General features: G+C 47.8%; 12 protein-coding genes and 5 pseudogenes. 10 read left to right on the top strand and 7 right to left on the bottom strand.

Features of this window, described 5'->3' with window-relative positions; all coding sequences use genetic code 11:
* Positions 1-109 precede the first annotated feature (109 nt).
* The gene (locus B9Y90_RS23135) at positions 110-2,341 is read left to right on the top strand and encodes an SMP-30/gluconolactonase/LRE family protein (RefSeq protein ID WP_139827470.1); all 2,232 of its coding nucleotides are present in this window, start codon (positions 110-112) and stop codon (positions 2,339-2,341) included.
* Positions 2,342-3,900: 1,559 nt separating this feature from the next.
* Positions 3,901-5,907 (top strand): autotransporter outer membrane beta-barrel domain-containing protein, encoded by a 2,007-nt coding sequence (locus tag B9Y90_RS23130; protein WP_254902740.1) that lies wholly within the window; start codon positions 3,901-3,903, stop codon positions 5,905-5,907.
* A 287-nt stretch (positions 5,908-6,194) separates the two neighbouring features.
* Here B9Y90_RS23130 and B9Y90_RS23125 read toward each other — a convergent pair.
* Positions 6,195-6,792: pseudogene (locus tag B9Y90_RS23125) on the bottom strand (transposase); the annotation flags it as partial.
* Between the two features lie 138 nt (positions 6,793-6,930).
* Between B9Y90_RS23125 and B9Y90_RS23120 the strand changes: the two are divergent.
* The 5 genes and pseudogenes from B9Y90_RS23120 to B9Y90_RS23100 all read left to right on the top strand — a co-directional run.
* Positions 6,931-7,155: pseudogene (locus tag B9Y90_RS23120) on the top strand (recombinase family protein); the annotation flags it as partial.
* Positions 7,118-7,326, top strand: a pseudogene (locus B9Y90_RS23115) (ISNCY family transposase); the annotation flags it as partial. The pseudogenes B9Y90_RS23120 and B9Y90_RS23115, both read left to right, overlap by 38 nt.
* Before the next feature lie 19 nt (positions 7,327-7,345).
* Positions 7,346-7,564 carry a hypothetical protein gene (locus B9Y90_RS23110; RefSeq protein ID WP_139827469.1) on the top strand — a complete coding sequence of 73 codons (219 nt, stop codon included), beginning with the start codon at positions 7,346-7,348 and terminating at the stop codon, positions 7,562-7,564.
* 584 nt (positions 7,565-8,148) lie between these two features.
* Positions 8,149-8,742: a lytic polysaccharide monooxygenase gene (locus B9Y90_RS23105; protein WP_085542763.1), complete on the top strand. Its 594-nt coding sequence runs from the start codon at positions 8,149-8,151 to the stop codon at positions 8,740-8,742.
* Positions 8,743-9,412: 670 nt separating this feature from the next.
* Positions 9,413-11,068: a hypothetical protein gene (locus B9Y90_RS23100; RefSeq protein WP_085542762.1), complete on the top strand. Its 1,656-nt coding sequence runs from the start codon at positions 9,413-9,415 to the stop codon at positions 11,066-11,068.
* 502 nt (positions 11,069-11,570) lie between these two features.
* Here the strand turns inward: B9Y90_RS23100 and B9Y90_RS23095 are convergent.
* The 3 genes from B9Y90_RS23095 to B9Y90_RS23085 form a co-directional block, all read right to left on the bottom strand.
* Positions 11,571-12,320, bottom strand: coding sequence for a hypothetical protein (locus B9Y90_RS23095; RefSeq protein ID WP_139827468.1), 750 nt, complete (start codon positions 12,318-12,320; stop codon positions 11,571-11,573).
* A gap of 188 nt (positions 12,321-12,508) precedes the next feature.
* Complete coding sequence (locus B9Y90_RS23090) at positions 12,509-12,715, bottom strand: helix-turn-helix domain-containing protein (protein WP_061278140.1); 207 nt, start codon at positions 12,713-12,715, stop codon at positions 12,509-12,511.
* 1 nt (position 12,716) lies between these two features.
* Positions 12,717-13,202, bottom strand: coding sequence for a DUF2975 domain-containing protein (locus B9Y90_RS23085; RefSeq protein ID WP_176227901.1), 486 nt, complete (start codon positions 13,200-13,202; stop codon positions 12,717-12,719).
* Between the two features lie 300 nt (positions 13,203-13,502).
* On the opposite strand from B9Y90_RS23085, the pseudogene B9Y90_RS27695 reads away from it, so the two are divergent.
* Together B9Y90_RS27695 and B9Y90_RS26605 are read left to right on the top strand one after the other, a co-directional pair.
* Positions 13,503-13,642 (top strand): annotated as a pseudogene (locus B9Y90_RS27695) (transposase); the annotation flags it as partial.
* Positions 13,632-13,727 (top strand): annotated as a pseudogene (locus B9Y90_RS26605) (transposase); the annotation flags it as partial. The pseudogenes B9Y90_RS27695 and B9Y90_RS26605, both read left to right, overlap by 11 nt.
* Before the next feature lie 257 nt (positions 13,728-13,984).
* Here the strand turns inward: B9Y90_RS26605 and B9Y90_RS23080 are convergent.
* Genes B9Y90_RS23080 through B9Y90_RS23070 form a run of 3 tightly spaced genes read right to left on the bottom strand, consistent with a single transcriptional unit; the run spans position 13,985 to position 18,492 of the window.
* Positions 13,985-15,364 carry a TolC family protein gene (locus B9Y90_RS23080; RefSeq protein WP_085542759.1) on the bottom strand — a complete coding sequence of 460 codons (1,380 nt, stop codon included), beginning with the start codon at positions 15,362-15,364 and terminating at the stop codon, positions 13,985-13,987.
* Positions 15,365-15,367: 3 nt separating this feature from the next.
* Entirely contained in the window at positions 15,368-17,293 is a 1,926-nt protein-coding gene (locus B9Y90_RS23075) for a MacB family efflux pump subunit (RefSeq protein ID WP_085542758.1), read from the bottom strand.
* Between the two features lie 8 nt (positions 17,294-17,301).
* A complete protein-coding gene (locus tag B9Y90_RS23070) occupies positions 17,302-18,492 on the bottom strand; it encodes an efflux RND transporter periplasmic adaptor subunit (protein ID WP_441302667.1) in 1,191 nt (396 codons plus the stop codon).
* Between the two features lie 579 nt (positions 18,493-19,071).
* Between B9Y90_RS23070 and B9Y90_RS27690 the strand changes: the two genes are divergently transcribed.
* On the top strand, positions 19,072-19,329 hold the full coding sequence (locus B9Y90_RS27690; RefSeq protein WP_085542756.1) for a hypothetical protein: 258 nt from the start codon (positions 19,072-19,074) through the stop codon (positions 19,327-19,329).
* Positions 19,330-19,951: the final 622 nt, after the last annotated feature.

Here is a 19,951-nt window from a genome sequence, read left to right as displayed (position 1 = left end):
TAATTTATCTATACAGAGGTTCTTTATTATGCCATCAACATTAAACCGCCAGACTTTAACGGCGGACACCGTTTTGCTGCCCGCTCGGAACAACCGATACGGCAATGATATGATTTCGGAAACTGTCGGTAGCACTACCACGCTTTGGGCTGTAGATTTACTTCAGGATGCAAAGGATGATAAAAAAGGTGCACAGGTCCATGTTTATACAGTAACAACCGGGGCTCCTACCAAGACAGCAAGCATTACCCTGCCGTCAGTCGAAAGCGCGGGAAGTACTAACTGGGATAAAAGTATTCACCGAGAGTTGGAAACACTGTCAGTATTTGGCCTGCGCATGCAGGGCAACTTTATCTGGGCCGCGGACTATACCAATGGAACTGTTTATCGCTTCAGTAAAACGGCCGCGGACGGAACGCCAGCCGATATTGTATTCTTTAAGCCGACGAAATCGGGTACATCGGGCGGAGAAGACGAGATCCCTCTGCAGTATAATGATATTGCATTCCAGCCAAAGGGTGGAGCGGTAACCCATGACCGACTATGGCTCGGCGACGGAAATACCAAAACGTCAAACATCTACTGCGTTGATCTTCCAAACGGCTTTGGTGGCGCTTATTCAACTGCCATCAATGATTTTACAAATAAGACCCCAATGGATGTTGTGTTAGCGAATAATCCGGCTGAATTTTTTGATCTGCTGTGTCACGGAACAGATCTGTGGATCCTATGTAAGGACAAGAGTGATGGCGGAAAGGGAAAGAATGGCATCATCCACGGCACTGCAGGTGATGACGGAAGCGTAAAATCGGCAGCTTTTTATCCGGTTGAGCAGGCTGCCACTATGGTCGCAGACTTGACAACGTCAGGTAAAGAAGGCCTGTACATTGGAGCCGATGATGGTTCGCTGTTCAGGAAAGACATCAGTGCAGCCGGGAAAACGGCTGCAGCAACAAAAATTCACGGTGCAGATGGCGATTTTGCACACTACCAGATGTTCCTGGATAAAGCGGGCTATATCTGGTCAACTGCGAACGACAACGGGAAAGTCAACTGCTACAGCCCAGAAGGCACTCTGTCCCGCCGATATACGGTGAAATCAGCTGCGGCGTCACCATCCTGGGTCTCTCCGATCAGCCTGCACGACGGCAAACGCGTTGCAGTCCTCGATACTGGTAGTAAAATGCTCGGCATTTTTACCGTGGATGACGCATTTGTGATGGGAGACTTTGACCTTAAGTTTGAGCCCGCAGTAAAAACCTTCACAGTGAACGATAGTGTGAGCACGCTTCCACTGCAGGCGCTTGACCATTCTTCACATAGCCCGATTACCTCGGCCACTTCTGCTACTCTGAAGGAGAGTGACAGCGATAACGGGAATACCTTTAAACTGACGAATAACAGCTTAGTCGTTGACATTGCTGCAAATGCATCTTCCGTGACGCTGGCAGATCCGGCCAAAGCCGGTAGCAAACAAGCCGATGCCACTGTAACGGCGGAAGCTCGTACCACCGGGATAAAAAAGGCGACGTTAACCGTACACGTTCAGCCGCATAAACTAAAAATCACCCCCAAGGATGACCCAAATAACAATCATGCCCATAAAGACGGCAAAGGTGCTATCACAGGCTTTGATGTTCGCCAGGCAAAAAATAACAAGCTGCCGGATGTGACAATCGAGGCGGCTGCGGGGGACGCTACAGTAAATATCAAAAATTCAACTTCTCCTGATGTGACTCTGGCGGAATTTGTGGTAAAAAACAAACCTCAGCCTACACAGCAGGTTGTTGCAAGTGCCAATGGTAAGCCGGTGCCTGAGATCGCTGGCGGCAGTACAGTCGGGACAGCCACTTTAACCCTAACCCAGGGCTCGAGTACATCCACTGAGGTTCCGATGCACATTCTTCCGCTGGCGGATAATGTGGTTCCTAGCAATGTGGTTGCTGCAACAACGCCTGCAAAAATACTGGAAAGTAACAACAACCAACTGAAACTGCAAACTAAAGGTCATACCGTTTATCCAGGAAAAGGCGCCGTGGTGAGTGCCCCCAAAACTCTGATAAAAATTAAGCTGACTACACATTCAAACGACCAGAAACTGTACTTTGTTTATAACGGAGTGAAAAAGGCCTGGAATGATGAAGTTACTCTTCTCTCAGATGCTGATGGTCAAGTGTCACTAAAAGACAATAAACTGGTCATCACCCATGATGACGTAGTTAATTTTGAAGTGAAACAAGCCTATTTTGAGGTGAGTTATGATACCAGTGGTCAGATGGCTTACGTCCCTGCCGCTGCAATCTGGGGACCAGCAGTTAAAATCAAATTCCCACAACGTTAACCTGTAATAATAGTAGATGCTGATAAAAAGTGGGGCGTAAACAGATGCCCCGCTGTATCCTGCCCTGATATCTTATTCCTTTGGCTATCAGGGTTTTCTTTATCCACACGGTACGGGGAAAACGCCTGCGGACGGTGCGATCGTATGACAGCATTACGCTTCATCGAGCAGTATCCTGTCCAGCCGGGTACAGACTAAATAAATGTGCCTAAAAATACTATACTTTTTGCCAGCCCATGTTTGCCTTCGGGGAGTGGGATGACGGTTTCTATAAAATGGTGAACGTTTTAATAGTCACCACATTAAACGGCACTGATGATTGTGCATTATTATATTGTGTAACGCCTCATAGCTAATGAATTAGCTCAATCTCAAACCATACGACGAATTCGGTTAGTTTTACCTCTTCCTGAAAAAACAGATATGGCTATTTTTTTAAAATAGGCTAGCCTTATACATTGATGCTCACCGCACCGTTCTTAAAATAATTGTTGTAGTATAGAAACGATGTTTAGCATTAGTCAGAATATTAAGATGTTAAAGTGTTATCAAAGCCTGAGCGATGTCGATGCACGGTACCTCGCCGTAGGCAAAAAACCTGCATGACCGTGTTTCGCGTTTATATGGCAGCATTTCAAATGCCAAAAATAGAAGGCGCGTTGACTACTGTCACCGTCGGTGAGGTAGTGGGTCCAGCGCCTTCCGGGTAAGACGATAGAAGTCGAAATATCTGAAAAATCGGGTGTGATAGCACGGACTTTATTTGAAATGAGTTATGCTGATACCAATGTTCAGGTGAGCATAGTATGCACTTAGTAACATCCCCCCATCTTGGGGTTAAACATGGAGCATATGCAATGAAAAAAAACACGGAGTTTTTTAGGAAGAAAAAGAAAACGCCAATAATTGTTATTAATACAATTATTGGCATTTCTTGTATCGGACAGGCATATGGGGCCAATTACACTATTTCCGATCAACAAACCATATCTGGCGATCACTCAAGTGATATCTACGAAGTCAACAATAACGGTCAACTAACCATAAGTCCTGGAACACTATTGGGGTCATCACCGACGATTGCCGACCATGTACTGGATGCATATAACAATGCAACAGTAATTGTTGATGGAGGCGCAGCCATCGTAGGCATCACGGCGTTCAGCGACACAACCCAGCTCCAGATGGGTACTGGTGCATCAACCCCGGTAACTCAGACAGGTACAGTATTATTGTCTCAGCACTCTATTGGTAATTTTGATAATGTCAATATTACAGCAGATCCTGCGGCACCAGCAGCTATAGACCTTCAGGGAAATGCCCAGGCGACATTCAGCAGTCGTTCACTGATCAAAGGGACTGGCAATGTTTACTCAGAGGCTATCAGTCTGATTGATAACTCACAGGCTACGCTTAATGGTTCGACAGTTGAGGGCGAAGCGGCTGGTGTCGGGTTGTATTATGATTCGACAGTCACGGCAGTTAATGCCTCTATTACAGGTAGTACTGATGGTGTATTTGTTACAGGTGGAAGCAAGCTGACGATATCTGGAGGCTCTGTGACTTCACTCGTCGGTGGAGCACACCCCGAACTAAACCAGGGACAGTATGGTGCCGGCATCAACATTATTGGGTCTGCCGATAATAGCGCAATAGCCAAAAACACAGGAGCTTCCACGGTCAATATCTCCAGTGGTGCCGTTATTACGGCCAGAGGGAGCAACAGCGTCGGCATCTCAAGCCAGACGTATGGTGCATCGACCGCAAACATTACTGTTTCAGACTCAACAGTTTCAGGTGGGAAGTACGGTATTTTAGTGGATAACGATAATGGCGTGAACGCAGCCTCCGGTAACGGAAGTCCGGGGCTGTCGACGATTACATTAAACCACACCGTTGTATCTGGCGGTGGCGATGCCCTTCACGTTAATGCGGGAGCGCGGGCTAACATCACCCTGAATTCAGGTACCCAGCTTCAGGGCAAGAATGGTGTACTGTTTGGCGGGGATGCCGGGAGTCAGACAGCACTCACTATCGATAATGCCCGGGTCAGTGGGGCGATGAATAACCGGGGTATCACGAATGTTATCCTGACGAATAACGCTAGCTGGACAGGGGGAGCCACGGGTCTGACCTCGCTCTCCACCACTTCCGGAGGAAACTGGGCCGTGACAGGAGACTCTTCCGTCGGTAACCTCAGCAACAGTGGGACAGTTCAACTGAGCAGCGCGAGCAGCGCAGCCCGCAATATACTGACGGTCAATGGCAACTATACCGGCAACGGCGGTACACTGCTGTTCAACAGTGCGCTGGCCGGGGACAGTTCGTTCACCGACAAACTGGTGGTGAAAGGCAATGCCGCCGGGACGACGAATGTCTCTGTCACCAACGCCGGGGGCACCGGCGCACAGACCCTTGACGGGATTAAACTCATCGAGGTGGACGGAACCTCTGCAGCGGGTGCATTTAAACAGCAGGGGCGTATCGTCGCCGGGGCCTACGATTACACCCTGAACGCGCACGGCAACAGCTGGTATCTGGACAGCCGGCTTTCACCGGGGCCAGTGCCACCCGTTCCCCCCAATCACGTTGTCCGGCCTGAAGCGGGCTCTTACATCGCCAACCAGGCGGCCTCTTCTATGTTCCTGACCACCCTGCACGACCGTGCCGGTGAAAACCGTTATATGAATACCCTCAACACTGACGGCAGCGTATCCAGTCTCTGGCTGCGTCAGGTGGGGGTGCACAATCAGTTCCACGACGGCTCCGGCCAGTTGCGTACCACAGGCAATACATACGTCGCCCAACTGGGGGGGGACCTGACCCAGTGGAGCAGCAATGACCGGGATCGCTTTCATCTTGGCGTAATGGCGGGCTATGGTAATAACCACAACAACACCCATTCCACGGTATCCGGCCATGGTTCAAAGGGCTCAGTGGACGGTTACAGTGTGGGCATGTACGGCACCTGGTATCAGAATGACCAGGCTGACACCGGCGCCTGGGTGGATGGCCAGCTGATGTACAGCTGGTTTAACAATCACGTCAACGGCGAGGGCATCAGCGAGGAGAGCTACAAATCAAAAGGGCTGACGGCGTCCGTGGAGACCGGCTACACCTTCGCGCTGGGGGAGTCCGGACCACAGGCTAACCGTACAGCGTACTTTATTGAGCCCCAGGCTCAGGTGACCTGGATGGGGGTGAAATCCGGTGATGTGACCGAGGCGAACGGCACGAGGGTGAGCGCTGAGGGCGAGAACAACGTCCAGACCCGCCTGGGTGCCAGAGCTTTCCTGCGGGGGCATAATCAGATGGATAGCGGAAAAGACCGAAATTTCCAGCCGTTCGTGGAAGTCAACTGGCTGCATAACACGAAGCGTAATGGCGTGGTGATGAATGGCGTATCGCTGGAGCAGGCCGGGGCTGTCAATGTCGGGGAAGTAAAACTCGGTGTGGAAGGGCAGTTGAGCCGCCAGACAGCGCTGTGGGGTAACGTGGGGCAGCAGCTGGGAGACAAAGGCTACAGCAACACGGCGGCCATGGTGGGCATTAAGTACTCATTTTAATGAATGACTACAAAATTGCATAAACACTTATCTCCTATGGTCAGACAGCATTAAAACGACGGTGGTTACTCAGGAATCCGCTTAAAATAAGCGGGTTCCTGAGTAACCCAGTCCTTGAATCCTCCACAATCATGAAACCGAATTACGGCATGATCTACACTCCCTGAGCGGAGGTGGTGCCGTTGAAAAAATCACAATTCAACGAAGAGCAGATTGTCTTTGCCCTGAGGCAGACCGTACTGTGTACGCCATCCCCTGAGTACGTTGCAACTTCTGCTGGCAGGATGTTAACTTCCTACTGCCTGATACCCGGTCTCATTTCTCAGCATCAACCAGATTATTCTCACGTTTTTGTTAGCGGCCGTTCGGTCCATTTATTAAATTTGCGCCGTTCCTTTAACTGTTTAACCTACTGACTCATATATCCATTATTGTTATTCGTGGCACCCTGACGTCAGCGCGGGCACCATGAATAAGAAGTGTCCGCAGATGCTTGTCGATTTTTTCGTCATATTCATCAGTACCTGCCTGCTATCACTCGGGTGCTGGCGTGGAACCAGACCAGGCCATGCAGCAATGTGACGACCATGCTTAAATTCAGTTTCTTTGCCAAGAACAACAACGGGCGTGCCTGTTTTAGGGACAATGCCTTTAACTTTGGCGATACGCTGACAGGTTTCTGATTGCCTGAATACGGTTTCAATTTCCTTATCAAAAAATGGATTCGACGCCCGAGATCGTTAAAGAAATCATCGAGTCCCGCAATTATTCTGCGCATAGGGGACGTAGACCGTTTCCTGCGTCTTCAAGGATAAAGGGAATAACCCGGCGAGCTATGAAGACAGCAATGCCAGTGGGGATCCCTCGGTCAAGTAACAACCCTCTTTAGCCGGATATGATCAGCCATGAATGAATCAGGACATTACGCCTGCAGAACTTGACTGCAATATCTTCATTGCATCGATCATATCGCCGCCGTTCAATGCTCGCTAAGCTTTTTTCGCTGTTGGTTTTCTGTGCCACCGCCGACAGGCGGAAGGGTTAAGAAAGACAAAGATCGAAGGTAAATATCGGGGCAGGGTGGCCGATGCGTAGAAACACAAATTAATACGCCCCCTCCGGCTGGGCCACGGAAAATCCCTGTGCAAAACTGCCTACCTGTCAGGCGTGTCTAAAATGACCGTGATCCGCGTTTGCAGTGATGTTGAAGATGACCGTCACACAACAGCCCGAACAGAAGGACATTGAGCCGGGTCGTATAGAAGGTATTCAGTTTGGTGAACAATGCGGTATAGAAAAGGGCGAACGGGAAGCGATGCTGAAAATTGCCCGTACCATGCTGCAAAACGGTATTGACAGCAGCATGGAGATAAAAATGACCGGCCTGATGGCGACGACCTCGCGCAAATCTGCCATTAATCCTTCGCCAGGACAACCCTTGTCAGAATACATGGACGCAGAATTAGCCTGGAACACCGTCGCAGCACTCTCTTATCTGACGTTCTGCACCTCCGTTGTTTTCTCACTGGTCCGGCAGGGTGGCACCGTCGGTACACCCCGTGCTGAGAATCTGTTCCTCACCTGCTGGCTGACCTGTGCCTCGGGAATGCGGAAGGACGACGTCTGGGCTGCCGGGGGGGTATCCGACTTCGCGTAGGAGAACGGGGGTTGGGCCGAAAAAGAGTCGCTGAATATGGCCTGTACCAGAGAAGGAGCCCTCCAGTCACCCATAGTATTATAAATAATAATTTCACACCCAGATTTAATTTTTATAATCAAAAAAAATAACATCACGGATATTTAATTAATTAGCCAGAGCACAATTTTGCCCTCTACACTCTAAACCATAAAGTCATTCTAAATGTTTATATCCCCACGCCATACATGATGAGGCGCGATATATCAAATTATTTCAACGCTACAGGAAATAAGATGCGGAGGATGCAGCTACTACTTGCAACGGATGGGGTGCTTCTCATGTGGAGAGAAAAGAGTTTTTTATATATCACTATGAGAACGACACTGTAAATCAATCAAGTCATTAAGTCACAAGGAGGTTCTAAATTAAAAAACACATCCAGACATAAAGCATTGAGATATTAAATGCATGTCATGCATCATGAGAGGTTGGAATAAATATACTTTTCACCGTGTTGTGTGGCAATAGACTCCGCACGTTTATGATAGATGCCTGACGTTGACATTAACACTCAGAATACATTTTTAGATAAGGATTTTTAAATGAATACCATTACAAGTAAATTATTTGGTGTGGCGATAACATTGTCTCTCTGCACCGGTGTAACACAGCAGGCTCTGGCCCATGGCTATGTTTCCATGCCAGAAAGCCGCTCTTTGTTATGTAACAAAGGCATTAATACGGGTTGTGGTGCTGTTCAGTACGAACCTCAAAGCGTGGAGGGGGTGAAAGGATTTCCCACCGCAGGCCCGGTTGATGGGGTTTTGGCCAGCGGCGGTAATTCCCGCTTCCCGGAACTCAACCAACAGTCCGCTACCCGATGGTCAAAAGTCACATTACATCCGGGAAATAATACCTTCGTCTGGACGCTGACTGCGCGCCACAAAACCACCAGTTGGAGATATTTCATCACCAAACAAGGGTGGGATTCATCCAAACCTTTAAGTCGTGGTGCCTTCGAACTGACTCCTTTTTGTCAAATTAATGGAAATGAAAATCTCCCCGGCTCATCAGTGAGCCATTCATGCGTTGTTCCGGCAGGACATACCGGTTACCACGTAATTCTGGCTGTGTGGGATATTGCCGATACTGGCAATGCTTTCTATCAAGCTATTGATACAAATATTGTCCGATAGTTGCAGCCCTGAAAGCACATAGCATCAGCGTGTATGAGACGCTGATGCTGAATGCTGATATATTCGTTGCTCTGGCCAGCTGACTGTAGTTCCAATGACGTTTACTGTTAATGCGGCTCTTATGAAATGGACGCCTCCAACTTGAACGGCATCAGTGGGTGTTGGTGCATAGATGGCTAAATGGGTCGAATCAACACCTGCCCATTCTGAGATATGTTAAGGATGTCGCATAAACACAACGCCAGAAAGGGTCACCAACTGACACAATACGAAGCCCGCCTGAAGTAACGCGGCAGCCTGACTCTCTGGATAACACCCGGGGTTATTGCACAATGGAAGCCCTTATAGTGAGTTTTCGTTCCAGCGAGCATCAGATCCCATACACAGCAAAATAGTTTTCCATTGTGATAACAACTAAGCCGTTGGTCGGCTGCCCCACGTTTTATCATGCTCTCCTGGCACGCATTGAGTCTGATGTAGACATTCAACATATGCGGTTTTTTGCGAAACAAAATCATTTGATTCCGCGGAAGCGACGAGTGCAGTTATTGTGAGCCGGTGAGATAGATTGCAAGCCGTTACAATTATTGTGAATATTTTCCCGGCTATGTCACTGAATATAAATATTATTATTTCGCCCCAGTTTATTTAACATTTGAGGCTGATTCCTATGAGTTATTTGCACAAAGGCTTCTTTCATCTGTCCGGACTGGTTCTTGCGGGAGGTATGCTGACATCTCCCGCTCACGCTGAGGACACCGGCGATAAGGTTGCTAACGCACTGAATGAGCGGTGGGCATCCACTGTGACCAACTGTACTGACAGTAAAGGTCATGTGTTATCGGCGCTGACCTGCAGCGGAGTGTTGTTGAGACCCAAGCATACCAATGATACGGAGCACAGGATGAGCGCTGCTGATGTACTATTTTTACGCCATGACCTGAAGTATCCACCGGATAATATGACGGGAGAAATTCTCGGGGGTCAGTATGCGTTAGCTGACGGGAAATCCGTATCAGCAGCCTGCGTCCGTCCGTCCCCTGTGGACTACACCATTACAAGGGAGGCGTTTGGATGCGGCAAACCCGCTTCCGTTCCCCATAATAATGAAGATACGGATAATTCCACCTGCAACAGTCTGATTCCGGGGCCGGGTGAGGCAGGCTGGTCATGGGACGGAGAATGCTCGCTCAGCGTCCTTATTCATCGGGAATTTAAACTTGCGATGGATCTGAACAGAGCAAGCCCGGGTAACCTGCCGATGCAGATCTGGTATCGGTACTGGCCAACGTCAATTGCTGATGATGTAAATAATCTACACATGGAAGCACTGCTCTATCAGGATGGAGATGAAAAAGCCCTTACTGGACGACAAAATGACAGAGCCCTGTTTCTGAAAAATAATCTGAACATCCCGATTATTCGCTTTACAGCAAGAAATGAAAAACCTTTCAGCTACCATGCCGATGAGCAGGTCATGAAGTCCGAGTGTGCAGAAAAATCTGGAGGGGAGAAAATAGCCTGCCAGATAACTCAGGATTATAATAATACAGCAGAATCGTGCGGGAATGGTGATTATGATATCGCAGCTAAATGTTCCGGCGTGGTTATCCGGGGAACCAGTGGTAACCTCAATCGCACTTATCGCTCATGGGAGGCCTCTCCTGAAAGCCTGAAAAATGGCGGTATATCTTTCTCCTATTTGAGAAAAGATGCAAAATTCAAACGTCTTTCTTTTGATTATAGCACCGGTTTTATATTTTATCCGGAACATTTTTCTCATGGTCAGGCCAGCATTAATATCCTTTGTGGATACCCTCTTGACGCCGGAACCGGTAATCGGAGCAATAAAGGATGCGGGCCGGCAAGCAACTCCAGGCTAGACTGCGATAAACTGGAATTTAATATTAAAACCGGTAATGACTGGGTCAAAATGGTATATGAGAATGCTAAGACTGAGCATGACTTCTGTGGTTTTATACTTCATGATGAAATTAACTCCTTTCTGGGGGCGAAAAAAGGATTTACTGTGATGCTGGATGCAATGAGAGCATTGAACAGCCAGAAAGATAATAAATCATTTAGTGAACAAAATGAATTAAGGCTGGAGGCATGGCCAAAAATGAAGAAAGATATTCCACTGGAGGCTTTCTTTTACCTCCCCGGGCATCCTGACGCGCTGAAAAGCGCACAAAAGGATCAGTCTGAATTTAAGATTTTTTCAGGACGAATCGTGCCTGTTATCCGGTTAACGCTGCCACAGACGCCTGAAGCTGATGCTGTTTTTGAGTACAGAAAAGAAGACCAGCTGATGCTGATGCAGTAAACGCCTGTTCATTCAGAAATGAATAAAAATATTCACTCTCTATTTTATTGTTATTATCCGGTTCCCTCTATGGGGGGAACCGGACTGCGAAGGTATTAGCTATGATAAGAAGAAGGTATCTGAAAATTCTATTTTATTCACTTGTATTATTAACTATATCGGCTCATGATGGGATAATACATACATAAAAATATTGTTGATGGCTGCTATGATCTATCTTTTAAAGGATATGGCTGCAGCCAGTGTGTATTTATTCCGGGATCAGATATGCGTTACTGAAAATAGAGAATAATAAATTTCATTATCACATGTTACCTCCTTCTGTTGTTACGGATTATGAGGGTAAAATACTGTTAAAAAGGTTCTGTCGAAACCCTGTAAAACGCGTGATTACCATTTCAATTTTTCATATCCAGAACAAATCCTGAAAGGGTACCAATGAGATGACTTTCCGAATCAGAGTGCGTGTAGATAGAATCTACTTCTTGTTTCATTTTCGTTATCACAGCATGTTAAAACTCTGATGTGTTGAAGCGTTTGCCTTCCGCAATAATTTTCGCATCAATTTCAACATACCATGCACCGCCTTCATAATTATCGGTTTGCCTGATGTGGCTTGCATCATCTGGGTATAGTTTCTTTCGCTGGTTAAACCAAAATCGCACGTGATCCAGTCCATTTTGATCTCCCCACAGAGAAGTATATAAAGGCCGAATAATATTGCCCAGATAGACTCTGGGGGAAGCCTGAGCTGGGTAAGGTGTTGCCCGCGAATCATTATCTGTTGATATTTTTTCCATACATTCGCCGGTACAAAAAAATGAAAAGCTTCATGAGTGGCCACGTTAAACAGAGCTGGAGCTGGTTTTGTCTCAGTCTGAAAACGTGCATTTCTTTCCGGTGGAAGAGTAGCCCCTAAACTAGCAGAAATTGTTGGCCGACCACCAGACCCTTGAATTTTCATACAATGCATATATTCAAAAGGTAAATGACGTTGTTTCTCGCTGTAGGGAAGCTTCGTTAGGCTCTTACTGTCAATTGCCCAGGCATTATGGTTATCAGTAACAATGAGTCTGAGTTTTCGATGCACGTGCGTGTCACATACATTCTCGAGCACTGTCCATTCCTGACGGATAGCTGAGTAAATAGAATTTACATATACCTCAGTTATAATATCTTTACTGGTTGCCTGACCAGTTCCAGATAAACTGACAAGGCAAAAAATGCAGTTTCTTAATAAATTTAATTTCATAATGACTCCATTAATAATTATTGTCTCTCTAATGTAAGTGTGACAAAAAATGCTAATTTAATATTTTCATATAAAATTAAAAAGAGAATTAAAATAGTGAGTTTATAAAAATGATTGACTGGTTAATTATCTTAAATGCCAATATTTAGAAACCAACCAACCAACCAACCAACCAACCAACCAACAAATTAATCAGGATTGTATTTTATAATATCCCCAGGCTGACAATTTAACACACTGCATATTGCTTCCAGCGTTGAAAATCGTATGGCCTTTGCTTTTCCACTATTAAGTATTGAAAGATTGGCTTCAGTAATACCTATAGCCTGAGCCAGTTCTTTAGCTGTCATTTTTTTTGATTTCAACATTATGTCAAGTTTTATGATGATTGACATATTAGATCACCAATTCCTGTTCTTCTTTTATTTCTGTCGCTAGCTGAAGTACATAGCTAAGTATCACCAGCCCAATACCTATTGGTGTATAAATTAAATTATCAACCTGGAAATAGTATTGCCGATTTTCTTCGGGGCTTTGTAATAATGATAAAAACATATTGCTAATGATTGAATATATGGATAGCACAATAAAACACCATCCAGAAATGGAAATGCGTTTTATCTGTTGTTGACTGAAAACCACTCCCGCTCGGATATCTTTAAACACTTTATAAAAATGCCAAAGCATTAAACTGAAAATACAATCCCTCAAAAGATTACAAATAGCTGATGCTGCTGTATTAGGATGACTTCCCGGAAATATCTCGAATTCTTTATGTATTACACCACCCATGACCGGAACGTCATTTCCGGCCTGAAGCCAGGAAAATACCTGACCGAGTATTGGTGTGGAAATCAGGCCGATCAATAATGCGATCTCCATAAATCTACACCAAAATATCATTTTTGATTTGCTAACCATTTTCTTCTTACCCATATAATATGTAGATATTTTGTTCACAAAATTTGTCTATAGCTGCTCAATTTATCCGTTGCCATACTTCCTGAAAGTCAATTTGCAACATGCATTATTATCGAATAACAATAATATTGCAACATTAAATTATTGATAAACAATAATGTGATTTTAATTCATTAATAATCAAATAGTTAGGATGGCGCGTGGAGTCAGGGAGTCATTTCAATCGATGTGCAAATGGGATGAGACTGTGATCTCCTCTTGATGTCCTCCCTGAAAATAGTACTAACAGGCACTCGCGTCGGGGAAGTCTGCAGAAGTATGGGCGTTTCTGAAGGGACCTTTACAGCAGGAAGAAAAAATTTGCCTCTCTGGGGGTGACGGAGCTGCAGCGTCTGTCGCAAGCACGTTATTTCAGACGCTACCTTATGCAACTGGCACAAGCAGTTTGACGGTATGGAAGTCCCTGAGGTGAAGCGGCTTAAGTCGTCAGACTCATTTTAATGCAGGTGCAATGAATCCTGTCTGATAGATCAACCTTCAAATCTTAACAGGCTGCAGCATATCGCCATCAACCCCCTTCCTTTTCAGCAGGCAAAAGTGCACGAAAGGTTGCCTTGTGTATCTGGCAGGCTTTTTCTTTAAAATCAGGACGAGATGATGATAGCCGGTTTAGTATCCCGGCTGGCAGGGCAATAAAACAGCAAACTCACTTTTTTCGCCCCACAGCAGTGTCCGAGTCGTTTTTAGTTGTGTAAAAAGACGTCCTTACCTTCCCCTCCAAATTCGAGATAAATTTTCGCCATATTCTGGTACTGATTAAACCGATTTTCGTTGAGCGCTGATTCTGTCTGCCGGCGCTGTTCCTGAGCATTCAGCCAGTCAGTGATGGTGACAGCCCCCTGGCGATAACGTACCTCATTCAGCCGTTCGGACTTGCGTGCTAGCGCCAGTGTCGTCTGGAGATGCGTTTCCTGAGCCATCAGTTGCGCGCGCAGAGACAGTGCATTATCTACATCAGACATCGCCTTATAGAGGGTTTGCGTAAATTCCAGAGCACGTTGTTCGTAGTCGTTTTGGGCAATATTGACGTCCACACTCATTTTTCGCCATTCCAGGAAGGGTAACGTCAGGCTGGCTCCGATGCCGGCGACGGGATTGCTCAGAAATGTCAGTAATGCGCTGCTGCTTGTGCCCAGCGTACCTGTCAGGGTGAATGACGGATAATATTGCGTGCGTCTGGCGTCAATGTCGGCTAATGCCGCGCGCAGGCGCATCTCTGCTGCATTCACGTCAGGCCTGCTGCTCAGTATGCTGACCGGAATTCCACTGTTAATCTGCGGCAGTGGCCCTTGTGACAGGCTTCCCGGTTCAACAACTGTTTTTCCTGGCGGGGCACCCAGCAGCACGGTCTGCTCATTCAGCGCCTGCTGGCGCTGGTACTGCTGCGTCAGAAGGCGATCTTCCTGCTTCAGGACATTTTGCTCTGCATTAACCACATCCAGGGGAGATATTTTACCCGCATGGAATCGGGCGCTGGCGAGTTGGCGCGTTTTCTTCGCGTATTCAAGACTTTCCTGGCTTATGCTGATCTGTTGATTGAGGTAGCCAATTCGCCAGTAGTTCGTGCTGGCGTTTGCCAGCAGGGTGAGTCGGGCTGCCCGTAAATCCTGTTCACTTGCCCGGCTTAGCCACTCTGCAGCATCCTGCGCTCGGGCAAGCTTACCCCACAGGTCCACCTCATATCGGGTGCTCAGCGATGTACCGCTTTTATCTTGCCAGGATGATGACCCGTATAACTCGTGCTCCGCACCGCTGTTCAGTCTGATGTTGAGGTCAGGTGTTGCGAGTATGCCGGTCCGTTCGGCATTAAGTTGCGCACGATAGAATCGCAGCATAGCCCGGGCCAGATCATTATTTCTGGTCATCACCTGATGCAGCCAGTTGTTGAGTGCAGGATCGCGGAAATCCTGCCAGATAAATGGGGCGGGCACGGTACCGACGGTTTCATTCTGCCAGTGGTCAGGATAGTGAATGTGTGGGCGTTGATACTTACTTTTTAACATATTGCCGCAGCCTGCGCAGAGGAGTACGGCGAGGCAGACAGGAAGCGGTAAAAGTTTCATTATTTACTCACTGGCCAGTGAAACGACGGGATCCATCCTGGCCGCTTTACGGGCAGGGAGATAGCCGAAAACCATGCCGATTAACGTTGAACAGAAAAATGCAATGGTGGCTGCCTGCCAGGACAAGATGGCGTTGAGCATGTTGCCCGCCATCAGAGAGAACAGTGGCCCAGTAGCGAATGACAGGACAATGCCCAGTGCACCTCCGGTCAGACAGACCAGCACGGCCTCTGTCATAAACTGCTGCATAATATCGCTTCGTCTCGCACCCACCGCCATGCGGACGCCAATCTCGTGGGTGCGTTCCGTTACAGAAACCAGCATGATATTCATAACCCCAAGGCTACCAATAATCAGGGAGATTGAGGCGACCATCAGGATTAGCAGGCTGAGTGTCATGGATGTGTGTTCGACCGATTTTCGAAACTGGTCACGGTTGAACAGCATAAAATCTTTTACCCCATGACGCTGAATAAGCAACTGTGTAATGGCGCTTATTGCGGCTTCATTGGTGACGTCGTCCCGCAGACGAACGCTGATGCTGCTTAACGTTGGTTTTCCCGCCATGCGGTACATGACGGTACTCCAGGGCATCCAGATTGCTATTCGGTTAGGAGGATAATCACGGTTACTTTTTGCTACACCAATCACCCGGGCCGGAACGGATCCGAGAAACACAATCTGGCCCAGCGCATCGGCACCCGGATCGCCAAAAAGGGAGTGTACGGCGTTATCATTGATAATGACTTCCTGGAGGGCATGACGGTCATCGCGAAACGTAGCTCCCTGAATAATTGTGATGCCGTTTACGTGAAAATAGTCCCGTCCGACGCCGTTGACGGTGGCTGGGGCCGACTTTCCGCGAAAGCGTATAGTGTCCTGAGCGTAGATCTCCGGCGTGACGCTTTCGATAAAATTCTGCTGTGCGAGGGCATCCGCGTCGGCAGGGACCAGTGTGCGGATTTTGTCGGCGGCATCATCGAAGAAATCGCTACCCGGGAAAATACTGACCACATTGGTACCCAGCCCTTTGATGTTTTCCAGGGTTCGCTGTTTGGCGCCTTCACCCAGTGCGACAACAGTGACAACAGCGGCAATCCCAAAAATGATACCGGTCATTGTCAGTGCGGTGCGCAGGCGGTGAGCATTCATCGATTTCAGCGCCATATGCAGCGACTCACGGGTACGATCCAGGAGAGTCTGCCAGTCTTTCTGCGACACCCGTGGGGATTGTGGAAACGGTTGTCCGGTGCCGGGGTTATGCCCGCTGTCCGATATGATTTCACCGTCCCGAAGTTCAATGACTCGCTGGGCACGTTTCGCGACATTCATATCATGGGTAACGATAACGACGGTATGACCGCGCTGGTTTAGCTCACTGAGAATAGCCAAGACTTCCTGGCCTGATCGCGAATCGAGTGCGCCGGTGGGTTCATCAGCCAGAATTATCTCCCCGCCGTTGATAAGCGATCGGGCAATACTGACGCGTTGCTGCTGCCCGCCTGACAGTTGGCCTGGCCGGTGGTTCTCCCACCCTTCCAGCCCCAGTCGGGCCAGCAGTTGGGCTGCCCGCAATCGGCGCTGGTCGCGGGGACGGTTGGCATAAATGGCCGGGATTTCCACATTACCCAGTGCGCTGAGGTCGGGCATAAGATTATAACGCTGAAAGATAAAGCCAATGTGTTCACGACGAATTTGTGCTAACGCGTCAGCAGACAGCAGCGCTACATTCTGGCCACCGATAGCGTAGTCGCCGCTGTCAGATACATCGAGGCAACCCATAATATTCATCAGCGTTGATTTACCGGAGCCGGAAGCCCCGATGATGGCGACCATTTCGCCGGCCCTGATAGTCAGGTTGATATCTTTCAGTACGCTGAGGGACTGATTGCCGTTTGAGTAGGTCCGGTTGACACCTTTTAGTTCCATGACTGCCTTCACAGGAAGAATACTCCCTCGGCAGATTTGGCCTCTGGCTGAGACAGCGTAACGATTTCACCTGCTTTCAGTCCGGAGAGGATCTGCACATCAACATTGTTGGAGATCCCCGTTTTGACTTCACGCGCCTCAGTACGTCCGTCCGGGGTCAGCACCTGAACCTGCGATTTTTTATCCGCTGTTTTATGCAACGCCTGGACAGGTATCAGCAGGGTGTTTTTTGCTTCGCCTAGCACCATTGAGACCTGGGCGGTCATGGCAATGCGCAGGCGATTACCGGGGTTTGGGACGTCGAGGAGTGCGTTGTAATAAACGGATGCATTTGACGTTCCGGATCCCGATGAAGTGCTTTTGTTGGCCAGTGAATCGTCTTTCATTATCGATTCTGGTGCCAGCTCAACGGTGCGCAGTGTGGCATCGTAACGATGTTCAGGCTCTGAGAAGATAGTGAACCAGGCTTTCTGGCCCGGTCTGACACGCGTGATGTCAGCTTCAGAGACCTGGGCCTTAATGGTCATCACGTCAAGGCGGGCAAGTTTGATGATTGTTGGTGCGCTCTGGGTGGAATTTACGGTCTGGCCCTGCTGTGTGACAACCGCAATGACAATCCCGTCCATTGGAGCAACCACGCGCGTGTAGCTCAAATCGACTTTCTTTTTGTCGACGGTGATTTGCGCTTGTACAAGTCGGGCATTAAGCGACTTTATTTGCGCCCGCAAGGTGGCAAGCGTCGTTTCCGCATTCTCGTAGTCTTCCTGAGAGCTGGCCTCTTCACTGAGCATCCTGCGTTGGCGTATGTATTTTGATTCAGCTTGTTTAAGCTGTGCCTGTTTTGCGAGCATATCGGCCTTAATCTCGCTCAGACGGGCTTCTGCAGTACGCAGGTCATTACGCTGGGGCAGGTCATCTATTTCGGCGACAGATTGTCCTTTGGTCACATTGTCACCCACTTTAACTTTCAGTGATTTCACCTGGCCGGAAACCTGTGCACCGACATTGACGCGCTCAACTGCATCCAGCCGGCCGGTGGTCAGTACGGCATTTTCAATGCTGCCCAGTCGCACCGGGGCCGTAATGTAGGCAGGTTGTGCTGGCTTATGCAGAAATAATGCGAGTAAAACAGTGGCAATGGTCAGCGCGAAGATGCAAAGCAGCACCGTGCGGCGTGAGGTGAATTTTACTGGCGACATAACGTAGTTTTCCATAACGTTAAATACGGGAAATTAACACTCATCATAGCCCTGGATATTAAACAAAGGGTGAATGAGAATGCTGAGGAGAATGCACGCCGGCAAATATGTCAGGCAGGCTCTTTTTATCGTCATTGCTGGGGTTAAAGGAATTTAAATTAAGCCAGATTATTATGATTTGCCATATGATTAACATCAATAGTCACTTCCATAATATCAGTGGCTCATGAAAGTCAGAGTGACATTTTCGTTATCTGACTGAATTTAAAAGTTATTTTTTCATGGCCTGTTTGATTGCAAACTGTTTTCTCCTCCCGTGGTTTGCAGTGTTTTTTATGCTCTGCGCATTGCAGGGGGAGTATAAAGATGATAAGTGTAATTAATCAAGGAAGGTGCTATTGAAAAAATGGGCATGCACAAGAATGGTCTTAAGTGAAAAGAATTATCCTAAATATGAATGAAAAAGCTGTTCTTTATTTACCGAAAATGCGGTTACAAAGTGAAAATTAACTTCGTATTTATCTGGTCGTCGACAGCAGTATACAAATATTCCTAATAGCTTCAGGAAGAGCTTCCGCTATGGATTTTGTCGCGATTATCCCTGCTCACTATGCATCGATTCGACTGTCAGGTAAACCGCCGCATGATATCAACGGAAAGCCTTCACGAGGCTCCGGTAACAGGACAATCGTTGATGTACTTGTGCCCGTACTGGCCCTGTACCGTGAAGAAGTTCCGTTGCCTGATGTGGCTGACGCGGCGCGTGCCGGAGCGAAGGATCCGGGGGCATATGCAGTCGAGAAGTTCTTTGCGGTGCTGGTGGATAAATTTTTCTGAGCTTCGCCGTCTATCTGCATTGTGCTTTCATTTTTAATATCGTGTGACAGCTGCAAACAACCTTTTATGCCAACCTTGCCAGGAGATTATCTGTTGTTCTGTTCGTTCACAATTACCGTGTTCATTCTTAGGGACGTCTCGCTACCACCTGTTATTTCTCTGTGAACTCTGGCCTTTGTTGATAGAGGGGAGGCGGATAAAATATCGGAGCAATCTGGTGGGACAGGACCATCAGGGTATTAAACGTATTGCGAAGTCTGCACCCGGATTTAAATCATTGGGATCCGCGGAAGCGACAATTGTGGGAATAGCGTTGCACCGGATGCTTAAAAAAGAGCAGCATGGAAAATACAGGAGACACCTCAGCCTGGAGGCAGTTGTATACATAAGCAGCCTGACCACGTCCGGAATAAGGCTCCCCTCGATTTTGTAGAGTATTTTCGACAGAACCTGCCGGATTTCACTTAAGACTGATATATATCCCCTCTGCAAATTTTCTCACAGTATGGTCAGAATTTCCTTCTTGCCCCCGTTACTTTATTCGTCCCCCTTATACTGGGGGTGTTAGCCAGCCAGACCCGGCATGATTACTGCCCCCAGTCGTCCATGATCCGGGGGGGGA

The sequence above is a fragment of the Cedecea sp. NFIX57 genome (assembly GCF_900177785.1).
Lineage (GTDB): Bacteria > Pseudomonadota > Gammaproteobacteria > Enterobacterales > Enterobacteriaceae > Cedecea > Cedecea neteri_C.
This window is presented reverse-complemented; position numbering and strand designations above follow the sequence as displayed.